This window comes from Sagittula marina (assembly GCF_014196795.1).
Taxonomy (GTDB): domain Bacteria; phylum Pseudomonadota; class Alphaproteobacteria; order Rhodobacterales; family Rhodobacteraceae; genus Sagittula; species Sagittula marina.
In genome coordinates this window covers 1-21,014 of record NZ_JACIEJ010000002.1, presented here as the reverse complement: position 1 = coordinate 21,014, position 21,014 = coordinate 1, and the positions used below count along the sequence as shown (strand labels likewise).

22 protein-coding genes and 1 tRNA gene are annotated in these 21,014 nt (G+C 59.6%); 12 read left to right on the top strand and 11 right to left on the bottom strand.

Features of this window, described 5'->3' with window-relative positions; translation table 11 throughout:
- Nucleotides 1–72 precede the first annotated feature (72 nt).
- A complete protein-coding gene (locus GGQ68_RS03480) occupies nt 73–1,353 on the top strand; it encodes an MATE family efflux transporter (protein ID WP_183964023.1) in 1,281 nt (426 codons plus the stop codon).
- Here GGQ68_RS03480 and GGQ68_RS03475 read toward each other — a convergent pair.
- Nucleotides 1,334–2,413, bottom strand: coding sequence for a transglutaminase-like domain-containing protein (locus GGQ68_RS03475; RefSeq protein WP_183963033.1), 1,080 nt, complete (start codon nt 2,411–2,413; stop codon nt 1,334–1,336). The two genes, GGQ68_RS03480 and GGQ68_RS03475, sit on opposite strands and share 20 nt — an antisense overlap.
- A 10-nt stretch (nt 2,414–2,423) precedes the next feature.
- A complete protein-coding gene (locus GGQ68_RS03470) occupies nt 2,424–2,609 on the bottom strand; it encodes a hypothetical protein (protein WP_183963032.1) in 186 nt (61 codons plus the stop codon).
- A 263-nt stretch (nt 2,610–2,872) separates the two neighbouring features.
- Between GGQ68_RS03470 and trpB the strand changes: the two genes are divergently transcribed.
- Nucleotides 2,873–4,093, top strand: a complete 1,221-nt coding sequence (gene trpB / locus GGQ68_RS03465) for a tryptophan synthase subunit beta (RefSeq protein WP_183963031.1) — start codon at nt 2,873–2,875, stop codon at nt 4,091–4,093.
- Nucleotides 4,094–4,534: 441 nt separating this feature from the next.
- Here the strand turns inward: trpB and GGQ68_RS03460 are convergent, their stop codons facing one another.
- From GGQ68_RS03460 to pth, 3 genes are read right to left on the bottom strand one after another with little or no spacing between them, the layout of a single operon-like run.
- Entirely contained in the window at nt 4,535–4,912 is a 378-nt protein-coding gene (locus GGQ68_RS03460) for a DUF2237 family protein (protein ID WP_183963030.1), read from the bottom strand.
- 2 nt (nt 4,913–4,914) lie between these two features.
- Entirely contained in the window at nt 4,915–6,072 is a 1,158-nt protein-coding gene (locus GGQ68_RS03455) for a serine hydrolase domain-containing protein (RefSeq protein WP_183963029.1), read from the bottom strand.
- Between the two features lies 1 nt (nt 6,073).
- The gene (pth, locus tag GGQ68_RS03450; protein ID WP_183963028.1) at nt 6,074–6,754 is read right to left on the bottom strand and encodes an aminoacyl-tRNA hydrolase; all 681 of its coding nucleotides are present in this window, start codon (nt 6,752–6,754) and stop codon (nt 6,074–6,076) included.
- 86 nt (nt 6,755–6,840) lie between these two features.
- On the opposite strand from pth, the gene hmuQ reads away from it, so the two are divergent.
- Entirely contained in the window at nt 6,841–7,155 is a 315-nt protein-coding gene (gene hmuQ, locus GGQ68_RS03445) for a heme-degrading protein HmuQ (protein ID WP_183963027.1), read from the top strand.
- A 64-nt stretch (nt 7,156–7,219) separates the two neighbouring features.
- Here hmuQ and GGQ68_RS03440 read toward each other — a convergent pair whose 3' ends face one another.
- Nucleotides 7,220–7,861 carry a 50S ribosomal protein L25/general stress protein Ctc gene (locus GGQ68_RS03440; protein ID WP_183964021.1) on the bottom strand — a complete coding sequence of 214 codons (642 nt, stop codon included), beginning with the start codon at nt 7,859–7,861 and terminating at the stop codon, nt 7,220–7,222.
- A gap of 1,091 nt (nt 7,862–8,952) precedes the next feature.
- Here GGQ68_RS03440 and GGQ68_RS03435 point away from each other — a divergent pair.
- Complete coding sequence (locus tag GGQ68_RS03435; protein WP_183963026.1) at nt 8,953–9,165, top strand: hypothetical protein; 213 nt, start codon at nt 8,953–8,955, stop codon at nt 9,163–9,165.
- A 66-nt stretch (nt 9,166–9,231) separates the two neighbouring features.
- On the opposite strand, the gene GGQ68_RS03430 is transcribed toward GGQ68_RS03435, so the two are convergent.
- On the bottom strand, nt 9,232–10,395 hold the full coding sequence (locus tag GGQ68_RS03430; protein ID WP_183963025.1) for an alpha-hydroxy acid oxidase: 1,164 nt from the start codon (nt 10,393–10,395) through the stop codon (nt 9,232–9,234).
- A 130-nt stretch (nt 10,396–10,525) separates the two neighbouring features.
- On the opposite strand from GGQ68_RS03430, the gene GGQ68_RS03425 reads away from it, so the two are divergent.
- On the top strand, nt 10,526–11,134 hold the full coding sequence (locus GGQ68_RS03425) for a heme NO-binding domain-containing protein (protein ID WP_183963024.1): 609 nt from the start codon (nt 10,526–10,528) through the stop codon (nt 11,132–11,134).
- Nucleotides 11,131–12,540 (top strand): ATP-binding protein, encoded by a 1,410-nt coding sequence (locus GGQ68_RS03420; RefSeq protein WP_183963023.1) that lies wholly within the window; start codon nt 11,131–11,133, stop codon nt 12,538–12,540. The genes GGQ68_RS03425 and GGQ68_RS03420 overlap by 4 nt, the downstream gene beginning before the upstream one ends.
- Here GGQ68_RS03420 and trpA read toward each other — a convergent pair.
- The gene (gene trpA, locus GGQ68_RS03415) at nt 12,481–13,272 is read right to left on the bottom strand and encodes a tryptophan synthase subunit alpha (RefSeq protein ID WP_183963022.1); all 792 of its coding nucleotides are present in this window, start codon (nt 13,270–13,272) and stop codon (nt 12,481–12,483) included. The genes GGQ68_RS03420 and trpA overlap by 60 nt on opposite strands.
- A gap of 201 nt (nt 13,273–13,473) precedes the next feature.
- Here trpA and GGQ68_RS03410 point away from each other — a divergent pair, with 201 nt between their 5' ends.
- The 3 genes from GGQ68_RS03410 (at nt 13,474) to GGQ68_RS03400 (ending at nt 16,072) form a co-directional block, all read left to right on the top strand.
- Nucleotides 13,474–14,031 (top strand): hypothetical protein, encoded by a 558-nt coding sequence (locus GGQ68_RS03410; protein WP_183963021.1) that lies wholly within the window; start codon nt 13,474–13,476, stop codon nt 14,029–14,031.
- Between the two features lie 144 nt (nt 14,032–14,175).
- Nucleotides 14,176–15,534: an MATE family efflux transporter gene (locus GGQ68_RS03405; protein WP_246429249.1), complete on the top strand. Its 1,359-nt coding sequence runs from the start codon at nt 14,176–14,178 to the stop codon at nt 15,532–15,534.
- A 151-nt stretch (nt 15,535–15,685) separates the two neighbouring features.
- Complete coding sequence (locus GGQ68_RS03400; protein ID WP_183963019.1) at nt 15,686–16,072, top strand: DUF805 domain-containing protein; 387 nt, start codon at nt 15,686–15,688, stop codon at nt 16,070–16,072.
- Nucleotides 16,073–16,133: 61 nt separating this feature from the next.
- Here GGQ68_RS03400 and GGQ68_RS03395 read toward each other — a convergent pair whose 3' ends face one another.
- Complete coding sequence (locus GGQ68_RS03395) at nt 16,134–16,532, bottom strand: VOC family protein (protein ID WP_183963018.1); 399 nt, start codon at nt 16,530–16,532, stop codon at nt 16,134–16,136.
- 114 nt (nt 16,533–16,646) lie between these two features.
- Between GGQ68_RS03395 and ychF the strand changes: the two genes are divergently transcribed.
- From ychF to GGQ68_RS03380, 3 genes are all read left to right on the top strand, one after another.
- Nucleotides 16,647–17,744: a redox-regulated ATPase YchF gene (ychF, locus tag GGQ68_RS03390; RefSeq protein WP_183963017.1), complete on the top strand. Its 1,098-nt coding sequence runs from the start codon at nt 16,647–16,649 to the stop codon at nt 17,742–17,744.
- Nucleotides 17,745–18,883: 1,139 nt separating this feature from the next.
- A tRNA-Ser gene (locus GGQ68_RS03385) sits at nt 18,884–18,973 on the top strand.
- Between the two features lie 318 nt (nt 18,974–19,291).
- On the top strand, nt 19,292–20,407 hold the full coding sequence (locus tag GGQ68_RS03380; RefSeq protein ID WP_246429248.1) for a tyrosine-type recombinase/integrase: 1,116 nt from the start codon (nt 19,292–19,294) through the stop codon (nt 20,405–20,407).
- Nucleotides 20,408–20,454: 47 nt separating this feature from the next.
- Here GGQ68_RS03380 and GGQ68_RS03375 read toward each other — a convergent pair whose 3' ends face one another.
- Nucleotides 20,455–20,640 carry a hypothetical protein gene (locus tag GGQ68_RS03375; RefSeq protein ID WP_183963016.1) on the bottom strand — a complete coding sequence of 62 codons (186 nt, stop codon included), beginning with the start codon at nt 20,638–20,640 and terminating at the stop codon, nt 20,455–20,457.
- Nucleotides 20,641–20,667: 27 nt separating this feature from the next.
- On the bottom strand, nt 20,668–21,014 hold a 347-nt coding region (locus GGQ68_RS03370; protein WP_183963015.1), incomplete at its 5' end, for an integrase core domain-containing protein.

Genomic DNA, 21,014 nt, shown 5'->3' with positions numbered 1-21,014 from the left:
TGTCGCGGAACGTCTTGCCAAGAGGTTTCCGTGGCTACCCCCATAACCCACACCCGCGTTCTGAAGATCGCCATGCCAATTCTTCTGGCCAATATCACCGTGCCGATCCTCGGAGCCGTGGACACGGGCGTCGTAGGGCAGATTCCCGCGCCAGAGCCGATCGCGGCCGTGGGCGTCGGGGCCATCGTGCTCAGCGCGATCTACTGGATTTTCGGGTTTCTGCGTATGGGCACGGCCGGTCTGACGGCGCAGGCCACGGGGCAGGGGGACCGCGCAGAGGTCGCCGCTTTGTTGACGCGGGCGTTGATGATCGGTCTTGCTGGCGGCGCGGCTCTGGTCCTGCTGCAAAGCCTGATCTTTGCGGGCGCTTTTGCCGTGTCGCCCGCCGGGCCAGAGGTCGAAGCTCTGGCGCGCGATTACATGACCATACGCGTCTGGTCGGCCCCCGCCGCCGTGGCCATTTACGGGATCAATGGCTGGCTTATAGCGCAGGAACGCACGCGCGACGTTCTGATCCTTCAGCTTTGGATGAACGGAGTAAACGTGAGTCTGGATCTGGCCTTTGTGCTGGGATTCGGCTGGGGGGTGAGCGGCGTCGCCTTTGCGACCTTCCTCGCGGAATGGTCCGGCCTGGCTATGGGGCTGTACCTTTGCCGGGTCGCCTTTCAGGGTCCCGCATGGCGGGACTGGGCGCGGATCTTTGACCGTGTGCGGCTAAAGCGGATGGCCGTGGTCAACACTGACATCATGATCCGTTCGCTGCTGTTGCAGGCTATCTTTGTCAGCTTTTTGCTGCTGGGCGGGCGATTTGGTGCGGTGACACTGGCCGCAAATCAGGTGTTGCTGCAATTCATGCACATCATTTCCTTCGCGCTCGATGGCTTTGCCTTTGCCGCGGAGGCGCTGGTGGGGCAGGCGCTGGGCGCGCGGGCACTGGGCCGGTTGCGACAGGCGGCGTGGATAACCAGCCTTTGGGGCTTGGGGAGTACCGCAATGTTCATGCTGGGGTTCTGGCTGTTCGGCGATGCGATCATCATTCTGATGACCAAGGATCCGGAGGTCCAGCAAGCGGCCATGACCTATCTGCCGTGGATCGTGGCCGCGCCGATCGTGGCGCTGGCGTCTTTCATGCTCGACGGCATTTTCATCGGCGCAACGCGGACCGGCGACATGCGCAACATGATGGCGCTCTCTGCGATGGTCTATGCCGCGGCCGTTTTTGCCCTGATGCCGGTTTTGGGCAATCACGGGCTTTGGGCAGCTTTGATGGTGTCGTTTGTGGCGCGCGGGATCACGCTGACTTTGCGTTACCCCGCGCTGGAACGGGCGGCCCTTAGACCGTCTGTGCCGTGATTGTGTAGGTAAAGCTTGACGGGTCCAGTTCGTCCTGGGCGCGGCCATCGATTTCCGCCTGCGGGTACATCAGGAACGGCAGCGCGCCGCGCGTGGACCCCGGCAGCACCACGTCATGCGCATCGTTCAGGCAGACCCAGTTGCCCTCGGCTGCGCCAAACAAGCCTTTGCGCACGTCGACGACCTTCGGCGTGTCGAGCGTCAGCCCTTCGTCCGCCCCGGCGAGCACAACCTTGCGCACATCTGCCGGATCGACCGGCAGCCAGCCGATGCCCTCGACAAAGACCTCCGCGCGGCAGTGTTGCGCGCCGGTGACCACCTCGGAACCCGCGCCAAGCGCCTTGTATCCGAAGGACGATGGCGCCACGCGCAGACCATACAAGTCGCGCGCCGGCAGGCCGGAGGCCCGCGCCAGGCCAACATAGAGCGCGTTCAGGTCGGCGCATTTGCCGGTGAGATCGCCCGTGTGCAGCATCGACGCCACATCGCCCAGTCCACAACCGCGGGTGTCCGGATTGCGCTCTGTCTCGGTCACGACCCAGTCGTAGATGCGTTGCGCACGGTCCAGATCGTTGACCGCGCCGTCGGTGATCATGGCGGCTGTCTCTGCCACGATGCCATCGGTGGGGATCAGATCTGTTGGCGCGGTCAGTTCGGCGCGCTCGGCGTCGCTCATGGTCGCGCCGGTTTCTGTCAGTGGCACATGGCGGCTCTGGGTTTCTACCGTGGAGACCACCTGCAACTCCGGCGTTTGACCTGCCTCCCAGCGCGCATGGACAAAGGCCACGCCTTGCACGTCATCCACCACCAGCTCCGCGTCACCATTCGTGGCAAACGTGGTCTCGCCGGGGCGCGTCCACTCGTCTGCGGTAAAGTAGGGCACCGGCACCCAGGCCTGCGCAGCTTTGCCATCTGCGGGCAGATCGACCCGCGTGGTCAGAGAGAACGTCTTCCACCCGTCGGGGCGCGGTGCGTAGGCCGCCAGAAGGCCACCGGGCAGCGCAGCTGCCAGAGCAGCAAGGCCACAGGCATTCAAAAAATCACGTCGGGTCAGAGTCATGTCAGCACCATCAAATGCAAAAGGAGGATAGCCTCGGGCTATAGGCGCTTCGTCCACACGCATCAACGCTGGCGTGTTCGTTGCACCCGCTGCCCGCGAAATAGCGCGCAACTTCTACCGCGATGCCCGTATGACTGGCATGTGTCAGGTCCACCTCGTCGCCGGTCACGCCGCCTTCGGTGACAGAGTTGCGCAAGCACGAAACCTCCTGAGAACCCAGTAGACAGCATTGGCGCGAATCTGGCTACTTTAACCGTCGCAGGCGAGGTGCCACTGACAGGGCGCCAGACATTTGGCCTTCATCAGCGTCTAGCAGCCACCAAAGCCGCGCGTTTCCAAGGACGCAAGCCCAACGTCACGATCAAACCCTGGCGACTAGGGGCGGCAGCGGCAGTTTGCCTCTGGCCTTTACCGCCCCGCATCCTCTATTCAGTTGCGGTCAAACAGGGGAGAGGCGCAATGGACGATCTCGTAAACAGCTTCATGACCGGCCCAGACGAAAAGGGTCGTTTCGGCATCCACGGCGGGCGCTTTGTGTCCGAAACGCTCATGCCGCTCATCCTCGCGCTCGAAGAAGAGTATGAGAAGGCCAAGACCGACGATTCCTTCTGGGAGGAGATGGACTGGCTGTGGAAACACTACGTTGGTCGGCCCTCGCCGCTCTATTTCGCTGAGCGTCTGACGGACCGTCTGGGCGGTGCCAAGATCTACCTCAAGCGCGACGAGCTGAACCATACTGGCGCGCACAAGATCAACAACGTGTTGGGCCAGATCATCCTCGCCCGTCGCATGGGCAAAACCCGCATCATTGCCGAAACCGGCGCGGGGCAGCATGGTGTGGCCACCGCGACGGTCTGCGCCAAGTTCGGCCTGAAATGCGTTGTCTACATGGGTGCGCATGACGTCGAGCGTCAGCAGCCCAACGTCTTCCGTATGAAGCTGCTGGGCGCAGAGGTCATTCCCGTGACCTCCGGTCGGGGCACGCTGAAGGACGCGATGAACGACGCACTGCGCGACTGGGTGACCAACGTGCGCGACACGTTCTACTGCATCGGCACTGTCGCCGGTCCGCACCCGTACCCCGCAATGGTCCGCGATTTCCAGTCGATCATCGGCAAGGAAACCAAGGAGCAGATGATGGAACAAGAGGGCCGTCTGCCCGACACCATCATCGCCGCGATCGGTGGTGGATCGAACGCCATGGGCCTGTTCTATCCGTTCCTCGACGACAAGTCGGTGAACATCATCGGGGTCGAGGCCGGCGGCAAGGGCGTCAACGACAAGATGGAGCACTGCGCCTCCCTCACCGGCGGGCGTCCCGGCGTTCTGCACGGCAACCGCACCTACCTGCTGCAAGATGAGGACGGCCAGATCCTCGAAGGTTTCTCGATTTCTGCTGGTCTCGACTATCCGGGGATTGGGCCGGAGCATTCCTGGCTGCATGACGTGGGCCGCGCCAAATATGTGTCGATCACCGACAAGGAGGCGCTCGAAGCCTTTCAGCTGTGCTGCGAGACCGAAGGCATCATCCCTGCGTTGGAACCCTCCCACGCACTGGCGCATGTGATGAAGATCGCGCCAGAGCTGCCGAAGGATCACATCATCTGCATGAACATGTGCGGTCGCGGCGACAAGGACATCTTCACCGTGGCAAAGCATCTTGGCTTTGACATGGGGTAACGCTCCGGGCTGATAAGGCCGTAGAACAGTTTACGGCCTTTCACCTTGGATTTATTGCGGCTTTCCTGCTGAAATGACGTCCACCCGCAGTGGAATGGTGCGTAAATCAAGCACGAACCGCAAAGCGAATGTCCCCAATAATCGCTTTGTGTGCTGCACTCTCATCGCGCCCGATTGTGAATGCGGCACATCATCGTACTTTCCTCATAACCTGTGTTTGACGGTCGTCATGATCACAACAGGGGGAGGCGGCTTCACTGGCCCGTTGGCCCGCGTCTTCGGCGCGCCGCCTTGCACAAAGGCGGTGGAGGAACTTGTCCGAGCAGATCACGTCCTTGAACTACAGAAGTATCGCAGTTCAGCGCACCATCTTGGGGCGTGTCTGGCCTTGAGAAGTCGCTAAGCCCTTTTGTTTGGAAACCGGACCGCGAAGCCGACAGATCATCTTTCGCAGAAGGCATGTGTCTCAAGCACATCCATCGGCACGATCTCCAGCGCCCCCTGATGCGTCGCGGACAGATTGACCTTGGGGGCACATCCCTCGTCGTGGGCTTGCAGGAAACGACCCGCACACAGGCACCAGTGATCGCCGGCCTTCAACCCGGCAAAGCCGAATTCGGGCCGGGGCGTCGACAGATCGTTGCCAACGTACTTGGAGAAGGCCAGAAACTCCGCCGTCATCACGGCGCAGACCGTATGGCTGCCGTGATCCTCGGCGCAGGTATTGCAGTGCCCATCACGAAAGAACCCGGTTAGCGGGTCGGTCGAACAGGACGTGATCGGTTCACCCAACACATTGATCTCTGGATCTTTACGCATCTCTACTCCTCTTCGGGTCGCGCGATACGGCGCATCATGTTCAGCGCGTCGTCCGACGCACCCGCAGCACGAAACTGACGGTCCGCGGCGTTCACCGCAACCACGGTGCCGCTCTGCTTATCGACGTACACATATTGCCCATAGACACCCTGAGCCATGAATTCGCCAGCGCGGGCGTCAGAAGGGGTCCACCACTGATAGCCATATCCCTTCCGTCCCGTCGCGGTGGGGGCAGAGGCGGTGACGCTCTCCACAGCCCAGTCGTGCGGCACGATTTGCTTGCCCTGGAACTGGCCCTCCAGTCGGAAAACCTCTCCCAGTCGGGAAAAATCACGGGTGGTCAGGTTCAATCCTCCCAGCGCAAAGGCCACGCCATGCCCGTCGATCAGGTAATAGGGGGTGCCGTACGCGCCTATGGGGTCAAGGATCTTCTGTTGCATCAGATCGGGCAAGGACCGTCCCGTGGCAGCGCGCACCACCATCCCAAGAACATGCGTGTCGATGGAAACGTACTGCCAGCGTTCGCCCGCAGGGCGCTCCCGCGCGTCAAGACCGGCGGCAAAAGCGTCCATTGAGCCGCCCAACGCCAGAACCCGGCCCATTTTGTTGATGTCGCTCCAGAAATCCAGGTAGTCCTCGTCGAACGACACGCCAGAGGACATCTGCAACACGTTGCGCAGGCTCACGCCCTCATAGGCAGATCCACGCAGCTCTGGCACGATCTCAGTGACCATCACGTCCAGGCTCTCGACATGACCTTCGTCCAGCAACACGCCGAAGAGCGCCGACAAATAGGATTTCGCCACCGACCACGATATGCGCTGATCGTCCTGGGTGGTGCCAAGGTGATAGCTTTCATGCACCCGTGCGCCATCCTTTAGCACCACGACGCCTGTCACCGATCGCCGCGCCAGCCAGTCCTCCCAATCATTGGGCATGACCAAGGCCGGACCTTCGGGCAAAGGCACAGGCTGGCCCGTCATGTGCATTGGGGCGCTGAGAAACAGCTCGTCCATATGGCTGAAATTATGAACGATCCTGTCTTCGTCAAACAGTGCGTTCACCGCAGCCAGACGGACCAAAGCCTCTCGGTTCCAGAGCGCGAATGCCGCGAGTGCGGCCAGTAAGATCAGGCAAGCATATCCGGCCCGACGCAGCATCTTAGCGGAACTTGTCTGCAAGACGTTGCAGCGGATTGCGTGCGTCTTCCGTGGGGGGCTCCGGCGATGGTTCAGGCGCCTCGCTCTTCGCCTTGGGCGGTTTTGAGGAGCGGGGAGGGGCTGTGCGCAGTGCGACGGCATTCTGGAACTTGCCCTGATCGCCATCTGCCAGGTGCGGTGCGCCATCCGACAAGCCGCGCATCAGATCATCAAGCCACGCTTCGTCGGCCTTGTGGAAGTCGTGCAGCACGTAGGCAGCGACCATCTCCTTGCGGCCGGGATGGCCGATGCCCAGACGCACCCGGCGGTAGGCTTCTCCGATGTGGGCATGGATTGACCGCAGCCCGTTGTGCCCGGCATGACCTCCACCCATCTTGACCCGGCATTTGCTCGGCGCAAGATCCAGCTCGTCGTGAAAAACGGTGATGTCGCTTGGTTCCAGTTTATAGAAGCGCATGGCCTCGCCCACGGATTGGCCGGACAGGTTCATGAAGGTCGCGGGCTTCAAAAGCACAACCTTGTCACCGCCCAGCCGACCTTCTGCGATCTGGCCTTGGAATTTGGCCTTCCACGGCCCAAAGCCATGATCCTCCGCGATACGATCGAGCGCCATAAAGCCGATGTTGTGTCGATTGCCGGCGTATTTGTTCCCCGGATTGCCGAGGCCCACGAATATCTGCACCTTGCCCTCCGCCTGTGCTGCGTTACGCCTATGTAGTCCAGATCGGGCCCAAGTCACAACGGGCCAAACACAAACGGAGCAAGGCGATGTATCTCACGATGAACCGATTCAAGGTGGTGCCGGCCGAGGCGCAGGCCTTCGAAGACATGTGGCGCGGGCGCGACAGCCACCTGAAGGAGGTACCAGGTTTTGTCAGCTTCGCTATGATGAGAGGCCCGGAACGGGCGGACCATATCCTCTATGCGTCGCATACGGTCTGGGAGGATGAGGCCAGCTTCAAGGCTTGGACCACATCAGAGGCGTTTCGCAAGGCGCACAGCGGGGCGAAATCGTCCGCCAGCATGTACCAGGGCCCGCCGGAACTGGAGGTGTTCGAGGCGGTACAAGTTTTGACCCCGTGACACGCAAAAGGCCCTCACCGGGGTGAGGGCCTTCGAAAGTCGTCCGACAATGTCGGTAGCCAGATCAGACGGTTTCGTCTTTCTGGTTGATGACTTCGGTCTCTTCGACCTCATCGTCGTCGTCAGATGCTGCGAGACCCGACGGAGCCGAAATGTTGGCAATGACGAAGTCACGGTCGATGGTCGGCTTCGCGCCTTCCGGCAGGGTCACGTCCGAAATGTGAACGATGTCGCCGATTTTCAGCGTGGACAGGTCCACGGTGATTTTCTCGGGGATGTCACCCGCAGTCACAACCAGTTCGACTTCCGGACGGACAACGGTCAGAACGCCGCCTTTTTTGATGCCGGGAGCAACGTCTTCGCCGATGAATTCAACGGGGATGAAGAGGTTCACTTTCGACGTACGACGCAGGCGCATCAGGTCGAAGTGGGTCGGCAGATCCTTTACCACGTCGCGCTGAACGTCGCGGCAGATGACGCGGACGTCGTCCTGGCCTTCGACCTTCAGGTTGAAAAGCGTGGACTTGAAGCGGCCCTCTTTCAGCTTCTTCAACAGCACGTTGAAGGGGATCTGAATGGACATCGGGTCGTTGTCGCCACCAAAGACGACGCCGGGGACCATGCCATTACGGCGTGCTGCACGAGCGGCGCCCTTGCCTGCCCCCGCGCGGACCTCGGCGTGAAGATCGGGAATCTCACCAGCCATGTTGTATCTCCTAGATGATGGGGGTGCCTCCAAGGCTGTCACCCCGCGTGAAGCGGAGCCTTTAGGATGGATCGACTGGCTTGGCAAGGCGTTTCTGGAGCGGCCATGGACCCGGGTAAGGGGGTAGCGCCCTGAATTCAGATGTGAGCCATGTCTCGCAGCGAAAGCATCTTTTGCCAACAGTGAGCTAATTGTGTTCCGCGGTTTTAGCAATCTGCGGGGAAACTGGAAGCCGCAAAAGCTCTTATGCTTTGATATCAAAAACAATTTATGAGGTTCTCTGCGGGGGCTGCTATGATGCATGTTCAGCCTTAATTCGCCGCCCCGCATCAGGTAGTTGGGACCAAAGGCGGCTTTATCCAAATGAATTTCGGCCGATCCCTTGAGCGCCAGTTTGACCGAATTGGTGCGCACCACGTCTGGGATGCGATCTCGCACGTGTGTCTTCACCGCGCAGGCCATCGAAACCGCTTCTGATTTCTCCAGGGGGAACACTGTTTGCGGGTTGCCCGCCTGATGTCTTTGAAGAGCTTTTCGCAGGCTATCTTCGCGGGCTTTTTCATCGTTCGCGCCTCGGCGGTCACGATGGGCCAAAACTCTCTATCATCAAATTGACCTATTTGGCCGCAAATGCGCTGACCGCAGACAGAACGCAATTGGCGGTCGTGTCGTGGGACGAGGCGCGTGTGTTGTGGCCAATCCAGCCCGCGGCCCAATGGGTGTGACCCACCCTTGATATTCCGGCGACCCGGCCTCGGACTGCCCCAGCGTGAATTTACTTTCGGACATCGTCGTTTCGCGCTTGAAAGGCAGCTATGTCTCGAAACGCGTGACGCGGCGGCGGGACCAGTCTTTTATGACTAAGCCGCAGACTTCTTTGCGACCGAAGCCCGCGTTCGGTGCCCTCTCGTATCAGGCTTGATCTTGACGAACCGCCTCAATGGCTTACTTCAATTACGTTCTTCTCGTCGCGCTTCATCGAAATGTGTTGTAGGCTTCGAGAAACGGGCCGTCGCATCTTGCGGGCGGTGTTCAGGAGGGGGCTTCATGACTTTGCACGCTGTAATTTTCACGACCAAAGAGGTGCTGACATGAAACCTACGTTCGAAGAAATGATGTCTGGGCGCACCGGGATGAAGCGGCCGGAGGTGCCTGAGAGCATCGAGGCGTCAAAGAAGCCGTCCAAGACCGCGATGGAGAAGACCTCTGATGCGGCAAAGGAATTGATCGACACCGAGACCCAGAAACGCGACGCCAAGACCGCTGCTTTGCGCAAGGCGCGGATGGCGCGCGACAAAGCCTAACTGTTTATTGTGCTGTATGAAGGCGCGTCAGACGAGGGTCTGGCGCGCCTTTTGCGTTTCGGGACGTCAGGACCAGTCGCCGGAAAAGTTCTTTGGCACCATCAGGATGTCGCGGTCCACGGTGTTCACGTCGCGGTGGCCGCAGAGCGCCATGGAGGTGTCGAGTTCCTTGTGAATGACCTCCAGCGCCTTGGTCACGCCAGCCTCGCCCATGGCCCCAAGGCCGTAAATATAAGCACGGCCAATCCAGGCGCCCTTGGCCCCCATGGCGACCGCTTTGAGCACGTCCTGGCCGGAGCGGATGCCGCTGTCGAGGTGGACTTCGATCTTGTCGCCGACGGCATCCATGATCGGCTCCAGCGCGCGGATCGAAGAAAGCGCACCGTCGAGCTGCCGACCGCCGTGGTTGGAAACAACGATAGCGTCGGCACCGACATTGCAAGCCTCAATCGCATCGCGGGGGTCCAGGATCCCCTTGATGATGAGCGGACCATTCCACATCTTGCGAAACTCGCGGATGCGGTCCCAATTGAGCGACTGGTCAAAGGATTCAGCCGTCCATGTCGTGAGCGAAGCGGGATCGTTGACGCCCTTGGCGTGGCCGACGATATTGCCGAAGAAGCGGCGCTTGGTCTGGAGCATCTCAAGGCCCCAAGGCACCTTGGTCGCCATGTTTGCGATGGATTTGGGCGTGAGCTTGGGCGGGGCAGAGAGACCGTTTTTCAGGTCTTTGTGTCTTTGACCAAGCAGTTGCAGGTCGACAGTGATGACGGCCGCGGAACAGTTGGCCGCCTTGGCGCGGTCGAAGAGGCCGCGCATGAAGTCGTCGTCCTTCAGGGTGTAGACCTGCATCCAGAAGGGTTTGGAGGTGTTGGCAGCCACATCCTCGATGGAGCAGATGGACATGGTGGACAGGCAATAGGGGACGCCGAATTTTTCTGCGGCTTTGGCAGCTTTGATCTCGCCGTCCGCATTTTGCATGCCGGTGAGGCCGACGGGGGCGAGGGCGACGGGCATGGCCACGTCCTGACCGATAAGCTGGGTGGCCGTGCTGCGGTTGGCCATGTCGATGGCAACGCGCTGGCGGAGGCGAATTTGATCGAAGTCGGAGGTGTTCTCGCGGAAGGTCTGTTCCGACCATGAACCGCTTTCGCAGTAGTCGTAGAACATCTTGGGCGCGCGGCGGCGGTGGAGGCGTTTGAGATCTTCGATATTGGTGATGGTGGGCATGATCACCTCCGTGCCGTTAAAATTGGTAAGGGATTGTTACCAATGCGGTGTGCGTGGAGCAAGATGTTTAAAGCGATTGTTCATGTGATGCGGCTATCAGGTATGCGTGTGCGCATGCGAGGGTCCGATCGTGAAGGGGATTGTTTTTACGGAATTGCTGACCATGGCAGAGCAGACCGTGGGGGAAGAGGCGCTTGATGAGGTGCTGGATCAATTGGCTCTGGCATCGGGCGGGGCCTACAGCCGGGTGGGCAATTATCCCTGTTCGGAGCTGGTGGCGATCGTTGGCGCGTTGTCAGCCAGAACGGGCATGTCCGGGGAGGATCTCCAACGCGCTTTCGGGTGCTGGATGCTGGATCGTTTCAAAGTGTTCTACCCGCATTTTTTTGAAGGCAAAGCATCGTCGCTGGAGATGCTCGCCGCGATCGAAAACGAGGTGCATGTGGAGGTGCGCAAGCTGTACCCCGATGCTGAGCTACCTCGGTTCGAGACTGCTTGGGATGGACCGCGACGGCTTCGGATGCGCTATGTGTCGGAGCGACCCTTGGTGGCATTTTGCGAGGGGCTCATCAGAGCCTGCGCAGATGCCTTTGGTGACAAAGTGTCAGTGGAGGTGTCCCGCGATTCAGATCGGGAAGCCACCTTTGACATCACCATGATTGAAATCGCAGGCCAGTGGACAGACGTTTCGCACGGGGCGGAGGACACGCCGCGCGAGCCGGGGGCTGGCATAGCATGATCGAGGATCCGCCTTCAGCATCGGACCGCGTGTCGCGACGGCGATACGAGCGCGCGGTGCGGTCGCGGCAGGAGGCGGAGGATCTCCTCGAAGAAAAGAGCCGGGCTTTATGGGAGGCAAACGAGGCGTTGCGCTGTCAGGCCGAGGTGCTTGAGGAGGAGGTGGCCCGGCGCACACAGGAGCTGGAGCGGGCCAAAACGCAGGCTGAGTCCGCGAACGCCGCCAAGAGCGCCTTCATTGCCGTGATCAGCCACGAGATCCGCACCCCGATGAACGCTATCCTTGGCATGACGACTGGCTTGCAAGACAGTGATTTGAACGCAACGCAAGCAGAGATGGCGGATACGATCCTGACGTCTGGACGCGCGTTGTTGGCGATCCTCGACGATCTGCTCGACCTGTCCAAGATCGAAGCAGGCAAGATGGAGGTGGAGCAACGCCGGTTCGACCTCGGGGCGCTATGCCGCGAACTACGCTCGCTGTACGCAGAGGTGGCGGCAGCAAAAGGGCTGGAGTTCAGTCTCGACGTCTTGGTGGATACCAGCGATTTGCGTGTCAGCGATCCTACGCGGCTACGGCAGGTGATCGGCAACCTGTTGTCCAATGCGGTGAAGTTTACCGAGGTGGGTGCCGTCCGTACCGTGGTTTCGCAAGTGGATCAAATTCTCACCATCGAAGTCCATGACACCGGGCCTGGCGTTCCCAAGGCGGAGCAAAAGCGGCTGTTCCATGCGTTCAGCCAGGCGAATGAAACGGTAAATCGGGTTCATGGAGGCACCGGTTTGGGCTTGGCGATCTCTCAGCGTCTTTGTCGTTTGTTGGGGGGCGATCTGACCTATGAGGACTCCGCCGCAGGCGGCGCCTTGTTTCGGGCAACAGTGCACCTCGAAAACGCACCACACTGTAATCGTCGCGGGCAACGTCTCCCGGTTTTAGAACCCGAAGACGTGCTGAGCCAGCGGGCATGGCGCATCTTGGTTGCCGAAGACAGCCTGACCAACCAGCACGTGCTGAAGCTGATCTTGAAGCCCTTCGATTTGACCTTGGACTTTGTGCAAGATGGTGCGCAGGCGGTGACGCGTCAAAAGGACGGGCGTTTCGACCTGATCTTGATGGATGTGAATATGCCGGTGATGGACGGGTTGACAGCGGCCGCAGAGATCCGCGCTTGGGAGGCGGCGGAAGGACTGCCACCGGTGCCGATCATGGCGTTGACAGCCAACGCCATGACCCATCAGGTGAACCGATACCTGCAAAACGGGATCGATGCCCATGTGAGCAAACCGGTCAGACGCGAACACCTCGCGCGTGAGATGGCGCGCCTTTTGGGCCGAAACCTTGAGGATTCAGGCGCTATGCGCACCGTCGGCGAGAGATTTGACGAAAGCAAGGATATCCGCAGTTGATTTGCCATCGGCGATCTGGGCCACGATGGCGGAGCCAACGACGGTGCCATCTGCAACAGCGGCAATCTCTCTCGCGGTTTCCGGGGTGCGCACGCCAAAGCCGACGATCACGGGCAGATCGGAAACCGCTTTGATCCGCGCAACCTCGGGGGCGACATCAGCCGCCTGTGCCGCTGCCGCACCGGTGATGCCGGTGATGGAGACGTAGTAAACAAAGCCGGAGGTGTTTTGCATGACCTTGGGCAGACGTTTGTCATCGGTGGTTGGCGTGGCGAGGCGGATGAAATTCAGGCCCGCCTTTTGCGCGGGAATGCAGAGCTCATCGTCCTCTTCGGGCGGCAAATCCACGATGATGAGGCCGTCGATGCCAACCTCTGCAGCGTCGGCGAGGAATTTGTCTACGCCCCGATTGTAGATCGGGTTGTAATATCCCATCAGCACGATTGGCGTCTCGTTATCAGTCTCGCGGAACGCTTTGACCATATCGAGGGTCTTTTGCAGCGTCATCCCGCCTGCCAGCGCACGCTGACCAGCAAGCTGAATGGTCTCGCCATCGGCCATCGGGTCCGTGAACGGCAGGCCGAGTTCAATGATGTCGACGCCGGCGGCGGGCAGACCCTTCATCACATCGAGCGACTTTTCCGCAGTCGGATCGCCCGCCATGATATAGGCGACAAAGGCTTTTTTGCCGTCTGTGCTCAGGTGGGCGAACTTGGATTCGATACGGGTCATGGCTGTCTCCGGATAAAGTCCTTGATCTGTTGCCGTAAGCGGTGGGGAAAATCAATGGGCCGAAGTGACATGACCTCAGGCGGGCTTTTGCGAGGACGGCAATAATGCATCGGCAAACAGAAGGCGCCTACGGCGACAGCGCGCAAGATTGCCGTTATTTCTGCAACGCCATTCGCATTGGTGTGTCCTATCGGGATCAAATTGCCCTGGTTCATCTCAAACCACATCAACAGCCTGCGCCCTGACGTCCTTGCCAAAAACAGCAGGCTGTTCTGGTACGGCCATCATTATGCACCATTGAGCCGGGGGACTGTGGCGACCAGTTCGTCACGAGCCAAAAGCCGTGAGGTTCAGATTTGGAAAAAACAGTGCGATGCTTCCCGCCGAGCCGTTTTAGCGCGCGACATGGGGAGCGCCTCCCGCTACGCAGCTGTCCAAAGGGGGACGGGTCGGCGGGATACCAATCATCCCGGCGAAGTCATCAGTCAATCCCCGCATCATGTGCCAAGGCCTTTGAAAGGGAGCATATGCCGTCCGGAGAAGACATTTCATGACGAGGGTGCCGGGCATTTCCCGGATGTGGTCGATCTGCCTTGGGCCGACCTGCTGTATCAGGTTTTCCGGCGGCCATTACAGCCACGCGTCGAAAAGTGGGTGGTATTGGCAAGCCTCACGCAGTGGATCTCCGCAGTCCGGACGTTCAGAAAGATCCTGGCATCTTGGAAAAAGATTCGCCGGTCGGATCTGTCAGATGACTGATTTCACATCACTTTACGAAAATTCGGCATAAAGTCGTGCAAAAAGCACGCAAGGATTGTGCGCAGCGTGTGTCGGCGTCGTGACCTGCTGCCTCTTGCTAGGGCGAGGGGGCCGGGGTAGGGCGCTAGGATGACAGCCCCCGTAATGACATATCCCGACCATTTGCGCGCGATTCTGAAGCTTGGCTTGCCGCTTGTAGGCGGGCACCTGGCGCAATTCGCCATCGGACTGACCGACACAATCGTGGTGGGCTGGTACGGCGTGCCCGAACTGGCGGCGCTGGTGCTTGCAACCTCTGCATTTTTCACGCTGTTTCTTTTCGGATCGGGCTACGCCTGGGCGATCCTGCCCATGGTGGCAACCTATGCCGCGCGCGAGGACGAGGTGGGCATCCGCCGCGCCACGCGTATGGCCTTGTGGTGGTCGATCCTGTATTTTGCGATGGTGATGCCACTTTTGTGGTTCTCTGGCCCGGTGCTTCTGGCCTTGGGTCAGACGCCGGAGATCGCGGAGATGGCGCAGACCTACCTGCGGATCGCTGGGTGGGGTATGCTGCCCGCGCTTGGCGTCATGGTCATGAAAAATTACCTTGCCGGGTTGGAGCTGACCCGGGTCGTGTTGTGGGTGACAGTGGCGGCGGCCGTGGTGAACGGGGCGCTGAACTACCTGCTGGTTTTCGGCAAGCTGGGTCTGCCGGAAATGGGCATCGCGGGCGCGGCACTGGCGTCTTTGGCGGTGCATGCGATCTCGCTTGGGTTGATTGTGGCATACGCGTTGCGCCGCCTGCCGGAGCACACCTTGTTCGCGCGCTTCTGGCGACCCGATTGGGAGATGTTCGCACGGGTGTTCTCACTTGGGCTGCCGATTGGCCTGACCACGCTGGCCGAAGTTGCTTTGTTCGCTGGCGCCTCGGTGCTGATGGGCTGGCTGGGGACAGTGCCGCTGGCGGCGCACGGGGTGGCGTTGCAGATTTCGACCGCCACGTTTGTCGTTCAACTGGGGCTGTCGAATGCGGCCACGGTGCGTGCGGGCAATGCAATGGGCCGGGGCGATGTGGACCATATGTTCCGTGGTGCGCAAGTGATCACGGTTTTGAGCGTCGTCGTGGCGTTGATGTCGATCACGATCTTCCTGACGCTGCCGGAGTTTCTGGTCGGTTTGTTCGTCGCCCCGAGCGAGCCACAGCGCGCTGCGGTGATCGCGGTGGGCGTGCAGTTGATGGCCCTGGCCGCGCTTTTCCAGATGGTGGACGCGTTGCAGGTGAACTACCTTGGAATGCTGCGAGGTTTGCATGACACGCGGGTGCCCATGGTGCTGGCCGCGCTGTCCTACTGGGGCATCGGGATGCCCGGCGCGCTGGTCTTCGGCTTTACGCTGGGGTGGGGCGCGGTTGGGGTCTGGATGGGTCTTGTGCTGGGGTTGAGCGTGGCCTGCGCTCTGCTGATCTGGCGATTCTGGTCGCATGGCCGCATGATATTTGCCGCAGGCATGACGGCTTCCTGACCAAAGCGGTGGGCAGGAATTCCTGACCTAGCGTCATTTCCCGATTGAAAGCGTTTGGGGGGAGATGATCTAATGCGCGAACGAGCAAGCCCATGTTTGGGCATTTGACAAGATCAATACATTTGCGAAGAGCATTTGAGGGAGCAATTCCATGGACACCACTGCAGAAATGGCCACGGCTGGCCGCAACTATCACGAAGACGTCAGCTTTCAGGAAGCTCTGACGCGTTTCTTTCAGAATTACATCGTGTTCGAGGGACGAGCGAACCGCGGTGAGTACTGGAAGGCTTGGCTGGGCTGCTTCGCGGGGTCCATCGTTTTCAGCCTTGTGGATTTTATGTTGGGAATTGGCGTGTTGTCGGGCCTGTGGTCGCTGGCGATCATCGTGCCGAGCCTTTCCATCGGGGCGCGACGCCTGCATGACATCGACAAGAGTGGCTGGTGGCTGTTGATCGGTCTGATCCCGCTGATCGGCGCGATCATTCTGATCGTCTGGTTCGCAAAAAAGCCCGATCCGGCGCCGAACCGTTTCGGCTGAAACCATATCGACTTGGAAACTGCAAAGCGCCGGGGCTCCGGCGCTTTTTGCGTTCAAGTGGCTAGCCGACGTGGATCATCCACGGCACGCCGAACTTGTCGCGCAGCGTGCCAAAGGCGCGTGCCCAGAACACATCGCCATAAGGCATCAGGATGTCCCCACCTTCGGCCAGCGCGTCAAACAGCGCACGACCTTTCTCCACATCGCTGAGGTCAATCTGCAGGTCGAAGCCTTTGAACCCTGCGCCCGAGCCGTCCAATCTGTCAGAGGCTTGCAATATAATGTTCTCAAGCTCGAGGCGCGCATGGGCGACCTTTTCGCCGGCACCCTCGGGGATGTCGGCACCGGAAGGCATGTCGCTGTACATCATCATGGTCAGCTCGCCACCGAGCGCGGCCTGGTAAAAGGTCATTGCCTCCGCCGTGGTGCCGTCGAACGTCAGGTAGGGGTGAACTTTCATCGCTGGTCTCTCCTTGATGTGCGCGGGTTTACCGTAGCAGCACCTTGCGCCCACGTCGCCCTGCGCATAGAAGCGGCCCGTCTTGGACACAGCCTCGGATAACAGGAGACGCGCATGGGCTTTCGAATGGGAATCGTGGGGCTGCCCAACGTGGGCAAGTCGACGCTCTTCAACGCATTGACAAAAACGGCAGCGGCGCAAGCAGCGAACTTTCCGTTTTGCACAATCGAGCCGAACGTCGGTGACGTGGCCGTGCCCGATACGCGTCTCGAGAAGCTGGCGGCCATTGCCGGCTCCAAGCAGATCATTCCCACGCGGATGACGTTTGTGGACATTGCCGGTCTGGTCAAGGGCGCCTCGAAAGGCGAGGGTCTGGGCAACCAGTTCCTGGCCAACATCCGCGAGACGGATGCGATTGCGCACGTGCTGCGCTGTTTCGAAGACGAGGACGTGACCCACGTGGATGGGCGTGTCGATCCTGTCAGTGATGCGGAAACCATCGAGACAGAGCTGATCATCGCGGACATGGAGTCGTTGGAAAAGCGGCTGCAAAACATCACGCGGAAGGTGCGCGGCGGCGACAAGGAAGCGGTGCAGCAGGAGCGGCTGATGAAGGCGGCCCTGGCCGTGCTCGAAGAGGGCAAGCCCGCACGCGTGGTCGAGGTGGATGAGGACGACCAGAAGCAGTGGAAGATGCTGCAACTGTTGACGTCCAAGCCGATCCTTTACGTCTGTAACGTGGATGAGGGCGAGGCTGCGGAAGGCAATGCGCTGTCGCAAAAAGTGGCCGAGATGGCCGCAGCACAGGGCAATGCGCATGTGGTGATCTCTGCCAAGATCGAGGAAGAGATTTCACAGCTGGACGCCGAGGAAGCCGAAGAATTCCTTGGTGAACTGGGCTTGAAAGAGGCCGGTCTGGATCGCTTGATCAAGGCAGGGTACGCGCTGCTCGAACTGGAAACCTATTTCACCGTCGGCCCCAAGGAAGCCCGTGCCTGGACGATCAAACACGGCACCTCTGCCCCGCAGGCAGCAGGCGTGATCCATGGTGATTTCGAAAAGGGGTTCATCCGCGCAGAAACCATCGCCTATGAGGATTTCGTCTCCTTGGGCGGTGAGGCCCCGGCAAAGGAAGCTGGAAAAATGCGCGCCGAGGGCAAGAACTATACCGTACAGGACGGCGACGTGCTGCACTTCTTGTTCAACACTTGACCCAAAAGGGTTAGCTTAGGTTGTTGGAAACCGCGTCCGCCGTCAGGTGTGGGCGCGGTTTTTTGTTTTGCCTGTTTCCTTAGAGGGTACAGGAGAGCTCTGATAATACTTGATATCTTTTTTAAGACACCGGAAGCCCGAGAACTCCGCCAGTCCAACCTGCGGCTTGCACTCGCTTGTTTGCGTTTTATGCGATTGAATCCATGCTTCGTCACCTGCGGCGTTAGCGTGTTTCTGACGTGTCACCCCACGTCGGTCATCGCCGCCTTCAGTGACGATTTGGGGACAACTCCCCTTTTCATGTCGTAGGCCGGCAACACCACTGCCGCGCTGTAGGGCGCAATATTATCCGGTCTAAACCCTAAGCGATCATGGCGAAGCGCTTGCCGGGGTCAAGACCTTGAGACGCGAACGGATGAGCCTTGGCAACGGCCTTCCCTGTCTTTGCTGAGAGCCGGCGACGTGTCCGTCGACCGCGGCGCTAAAGGTTCACTCCGCGGGATCGAAGAACCAGTGACGGCAGAGTATTCATTCTATCGTCCATATTTCTGCGCCTGCTTTGAGCTTGGTCGGCCCCCAGAGGGGGAGGAACACTTTCTACACGCAGTCTGCGGCGACGCCGTAATAGCGTCAAAAGCCAACACACAGTAGCTGCACCACCGCCGAGCAGGTTTCCGAAGCTGTCCGTTCAGCCGGATCGCCATAGGCTCGCTCCCTGTGCCAGCCAAGGTTGCCAGGCAAGGCAGGCGTGTCGCATTTAGATTGGAGTGCAAGCGTCGAACGCGCCTGCCTCTGCAGATGAATGGGGGCGGTGCGTCTTTCATTACGAGGAGTTGGCCACCTGCGGGTCTCAACGGAAATTCGCGCCTGGCAGGGGGGCGGCGGAGCGTCCACGTGCGAGAGCGACGAAATCCAGTCTCGCAATTATAGCATTCCCGCGCGAGATGATCGGAGCCTACATGCTTTTATGGCTGATGAACCTTCGGAGTCGTGGTTTTTCCCGTCATCAACGCATTGATTGAAAAAGGTTTTTCGGTGACCTCATCGAACATATATGATATTTATTGCGCGGCAAGACCTGCCAAAAAAGATCAATTTTCGCCTTGTTTCTCAGGCAATGCCTCTCTAAACGGGTTAGCGGAGACGTGGCCGAGTGGTCGAAGGCGCTCCCCTGCTAAGGGAGTAGGCCCGGAAGGGTCTCGAGGGTTCGAATCCCTTCGTCTCCGCCATCACCTTTTTGTGGTGACAACACGCAAACATCTGAAAATAAAGAGTTTTACGTCAAGCGCGTTGCGCTCTTTGTGCAATCTCGTCGTTTCTGCTGTACATCTTGCTGTACAATATGCTGCACATTATGCCCCTCGCAGCACTGCGCGGAGAGGACCTGATGAGCATCAAGTCAAGATCAAAAAACGGTAATCTCGAACTCGTCAAGCGTGTCCCGAGGAAATACGCCTCGGTCGAATCCAGAAAGGTAGTCTGGATCTCGCTGGATACCGACTCCAAGACTTTGGCTGAAAAATCGTGCAGAAAGCGCTTGGGCAGAGATGATCCGTGAGTGGGACGCCATGCTCAATGGCGCCTCCTCTGTGCCCGAGGAGCGCTGGCACGCTGCACGCGACCTCGCCGAGGCCAAGGGCTTCAAGTTCATCGAAGCAAACGAACTTCTTCAAGGGCCGGTCGAAGACATCGTCACCCGAGTAGAGGCGGTTGGCGCAGGGTCTAGAAAAGCGCGCCTTCAGGCCGCCAGCGCCCTGCTTGGCACGACGCCTCCCCCAAAGATCACCGTGACACGCGCCTTGGACCTCTACTGGGAACTGACGGAGACTGATCAGCGGGGAAAGAGCGACGATCAGATCCGCCGGATGCGCAATCCCGTGATCAAGGCCTTCAAGAACTTTGTCGATGTTGTCGGAGACAAGGCTGTTTCAGGGATCAGTCGCGACGACATGCTGGATTTCAGGGCATGGTGGGCGGATCGCATAAACGAGAGCTCCTGCAAGGCGAGCACGGCGAACAAAGACCTCACACACTTCTCAAAGGTTCTGAAGAGGGTCAATGACCTGAAGCGACTTGGATACGATCTGCCTGTCAGCGGTCTAAGTTTCAAGGAAGGCCGAAAGGAGCCGCGATGCCCGTTCAGCACGAATTGGATCAGGGACCGGTTGCTCGAGCCCGATGCCCTGAAAGGTTTGAACACTCAGGCGCGCTGCATTCTCTTGGGCATGATCAACACAGGCTACCGTCCCATCGAGGGCGCAGCTTTGCTGCCTCAACGTATAAAGCTGGAGGGCGCCGTACCCATGATCGAAATCCGGCCTGACGAGCGGGAAGTAAAGACCGACCGCGCGATTCGCGACATTCCCTTGGCAGGCGTCAGCCTAGAGGCCTTCAGGGAATACCGTGACGGGTTTCCGCGCTATCGCGACAAGCCCGGCCTATCTGCGACCATCAACAAGTTCCTCAGGGGGAATGGACTGATGGAGACACCAAAGCACTCGATGTATGGGCTACGCCACGCTTTTGAGGACCGTCTTCTCGAAGCGGGCGTCGATGAGCGCATAAGGAGAGACTTCATGGGTCACCAGCTTAGTCGTGAGCAATACGGTAACGGCGCTTCGCCGAGGAGAGCACTCGAGTGCATCAGCCTTATCGCCCTTTGAAACAGGAAGGCACTCCCGATCATGCCGAGAGTGCCAAACGATTTCTGTTAACCCGCTGCCAGTTTTCGCGCACGCTCCAGAGCCTGACTCTTGCTTCTGAGCATTTCAATCTCTTGCTCGACCCGCTCGAAGAACGGCAGGAAGGCAGTGTCTTCCACTACTAAGCCGGCCAGTACCACCTGCGCGTGCGCCAAGCGCTGAAGAAGAGTTTCTGTCGTCGCCGCTCCACTCATCTGCAACACCTGACCTGCCCTGAACTTTCATCCAGCCGCGACCGGAGTCCGAGGGTTGTTTACGCCGATTGGCGCAGGTTGAGCAATCGTCCGACGCGCGGAGCTTTCATCTCGCGCAGCGGGGCGGGCGATTGCGGTGGTCAGGGTCCGCGCATAGTCGGCCGGGGTCTCGTAACCTGAAGCCGAATGCGGGCGTTCGATGTTGTCGTCGGCAGCCCAGGCGGCGATCACGACACGGGCATGGGCCAGGTTGCGGAACATGGTCTCGTTGAGCAGCTTGTCGCGCATCCGACCGTTGAAACTCTCCACGAAGCCATTCTGCATCGGTTTTCCCGGCGCGATGTAATGCCACTCGACGCGGTTCTCGGAACACC

Bases quoted from the DNA above. Each gene is read 5' to 3' on its own strand.
- GGQ68_RS03460 (WP_183963030.1), bottom strand. From the start codon at position 4,912: ATGCGTAAAGATCCAGAGATCAATGTGTTGGGTGAACCGATCACGTCC.
- trpB (WP_183963031.1), top strand. From the start codon at position 2,873: ATGGACGATCTCGTAAACAGCTTCATGACCGGCCCAGACGAAAAGGGT.
- GGQ68_RS03380 (WP_246429248.1), top strand. From the start codon at position 19,292: ATGATCCGTGAGTGGGACGCCATGCTCAATGGCGCCTCCTCTGTGCCC.
- GGQ68_RS03420 (WP_183963023.1), top strand. From the start codon at position 11,131: ATGATCGAGGATCCGCCTTCAGCATCGGACCGCGTGTCGCGACGGCGA.
- trpA (WP_183963022.1), bottom strand. From the start codon at position 13,272: ATGACCCGTATCGAATCCAAGTTCGCCCACCTGAGCACAGACGGCAAA.
- GGQ68_RS03455 (WP_183963029.1), bottom strand. From the start codon at position 6,072: ATGCTGCGTCGGGCCGGATATGCTTGCCTGATCTTACTGGCCGCACTC.
- GGQ68_RS03395 (WP_183963018.1), bottom strand. From the start codon at position 16,532: ATGAAAGTTCACCCCTACCTGACGTTCGACGGCACCACGGCGGAGGCA.
- GGQ68_RS03440 (WP_183964021.1), bottom strand. From the start codon at position 7,861: ATGGCTGGTGAGATTCCCGATCTTCACGCCGAGGTCCGCGCGGGGGCA.
- GGQ68_RS03430 (WP_183963025.1), bottom strand. From the start codon at position 10,395: ATGCCCACCATCACCAATATCGAAGATCTCAAACGCCTCCACCGCCGC.
- hmuQ (WP_183963027.1), top strand. From the start codon at position 6,841: ATGTATCTCACGATGAACCGATTCAAGGTGGTGCCGGCCGAGGCGCAG.
- GGQ68_RS03480 (WP_183964023.1), top strand. From the start codon at position 73: ATGCCAATTCTTCTGGCCAATATCACCGTGCCGATCCTCGGAGCCGTG.
- GGQ68_RS03400 (WP_183963019.1), top strand. From the start codon at position 15,686: ATGGACACCACTGCAGAAATGGCCACGGCTGGCCGCAACTATCACGAA.
- GGQ68_RS03405 (WP_246429249.1), top strand. From the start codon at position 14,176: ATGACATATCCCGACCATTTGCGCGCGATTCTGAAGCTTGGCTTGCCG.
- GGQ68_RS03475 (WP_183963033.1), bottom strand. From the start codon at position 2,413: ATGACTCTGACCCGACGTGATTTTTTGAATGCCTGTGGCCTTGCTGCT.
- GGQ68_RS03435 (WP_183963026.1), top strand. From the start codon at position 8,953: ATGAAACCTACGTTCGAAGAAATGATGTCTGGGCGCACCGGGATGAAG.
- GGQ68_RS03375 (WP_183963016.1), bottom strand. From the start codon at position 20,640: ATGAGTGGAGCGGCGACGACAGAAACTCTTCTTCAGCGCTTGGCGCAC.
- ychF (WP_183963017.1), top strand. From the start codon at position 16,647: ATGGGCTTTCGAATGGGAATCGTGGGGCTGCCCAACGTGGGCAAGTCG.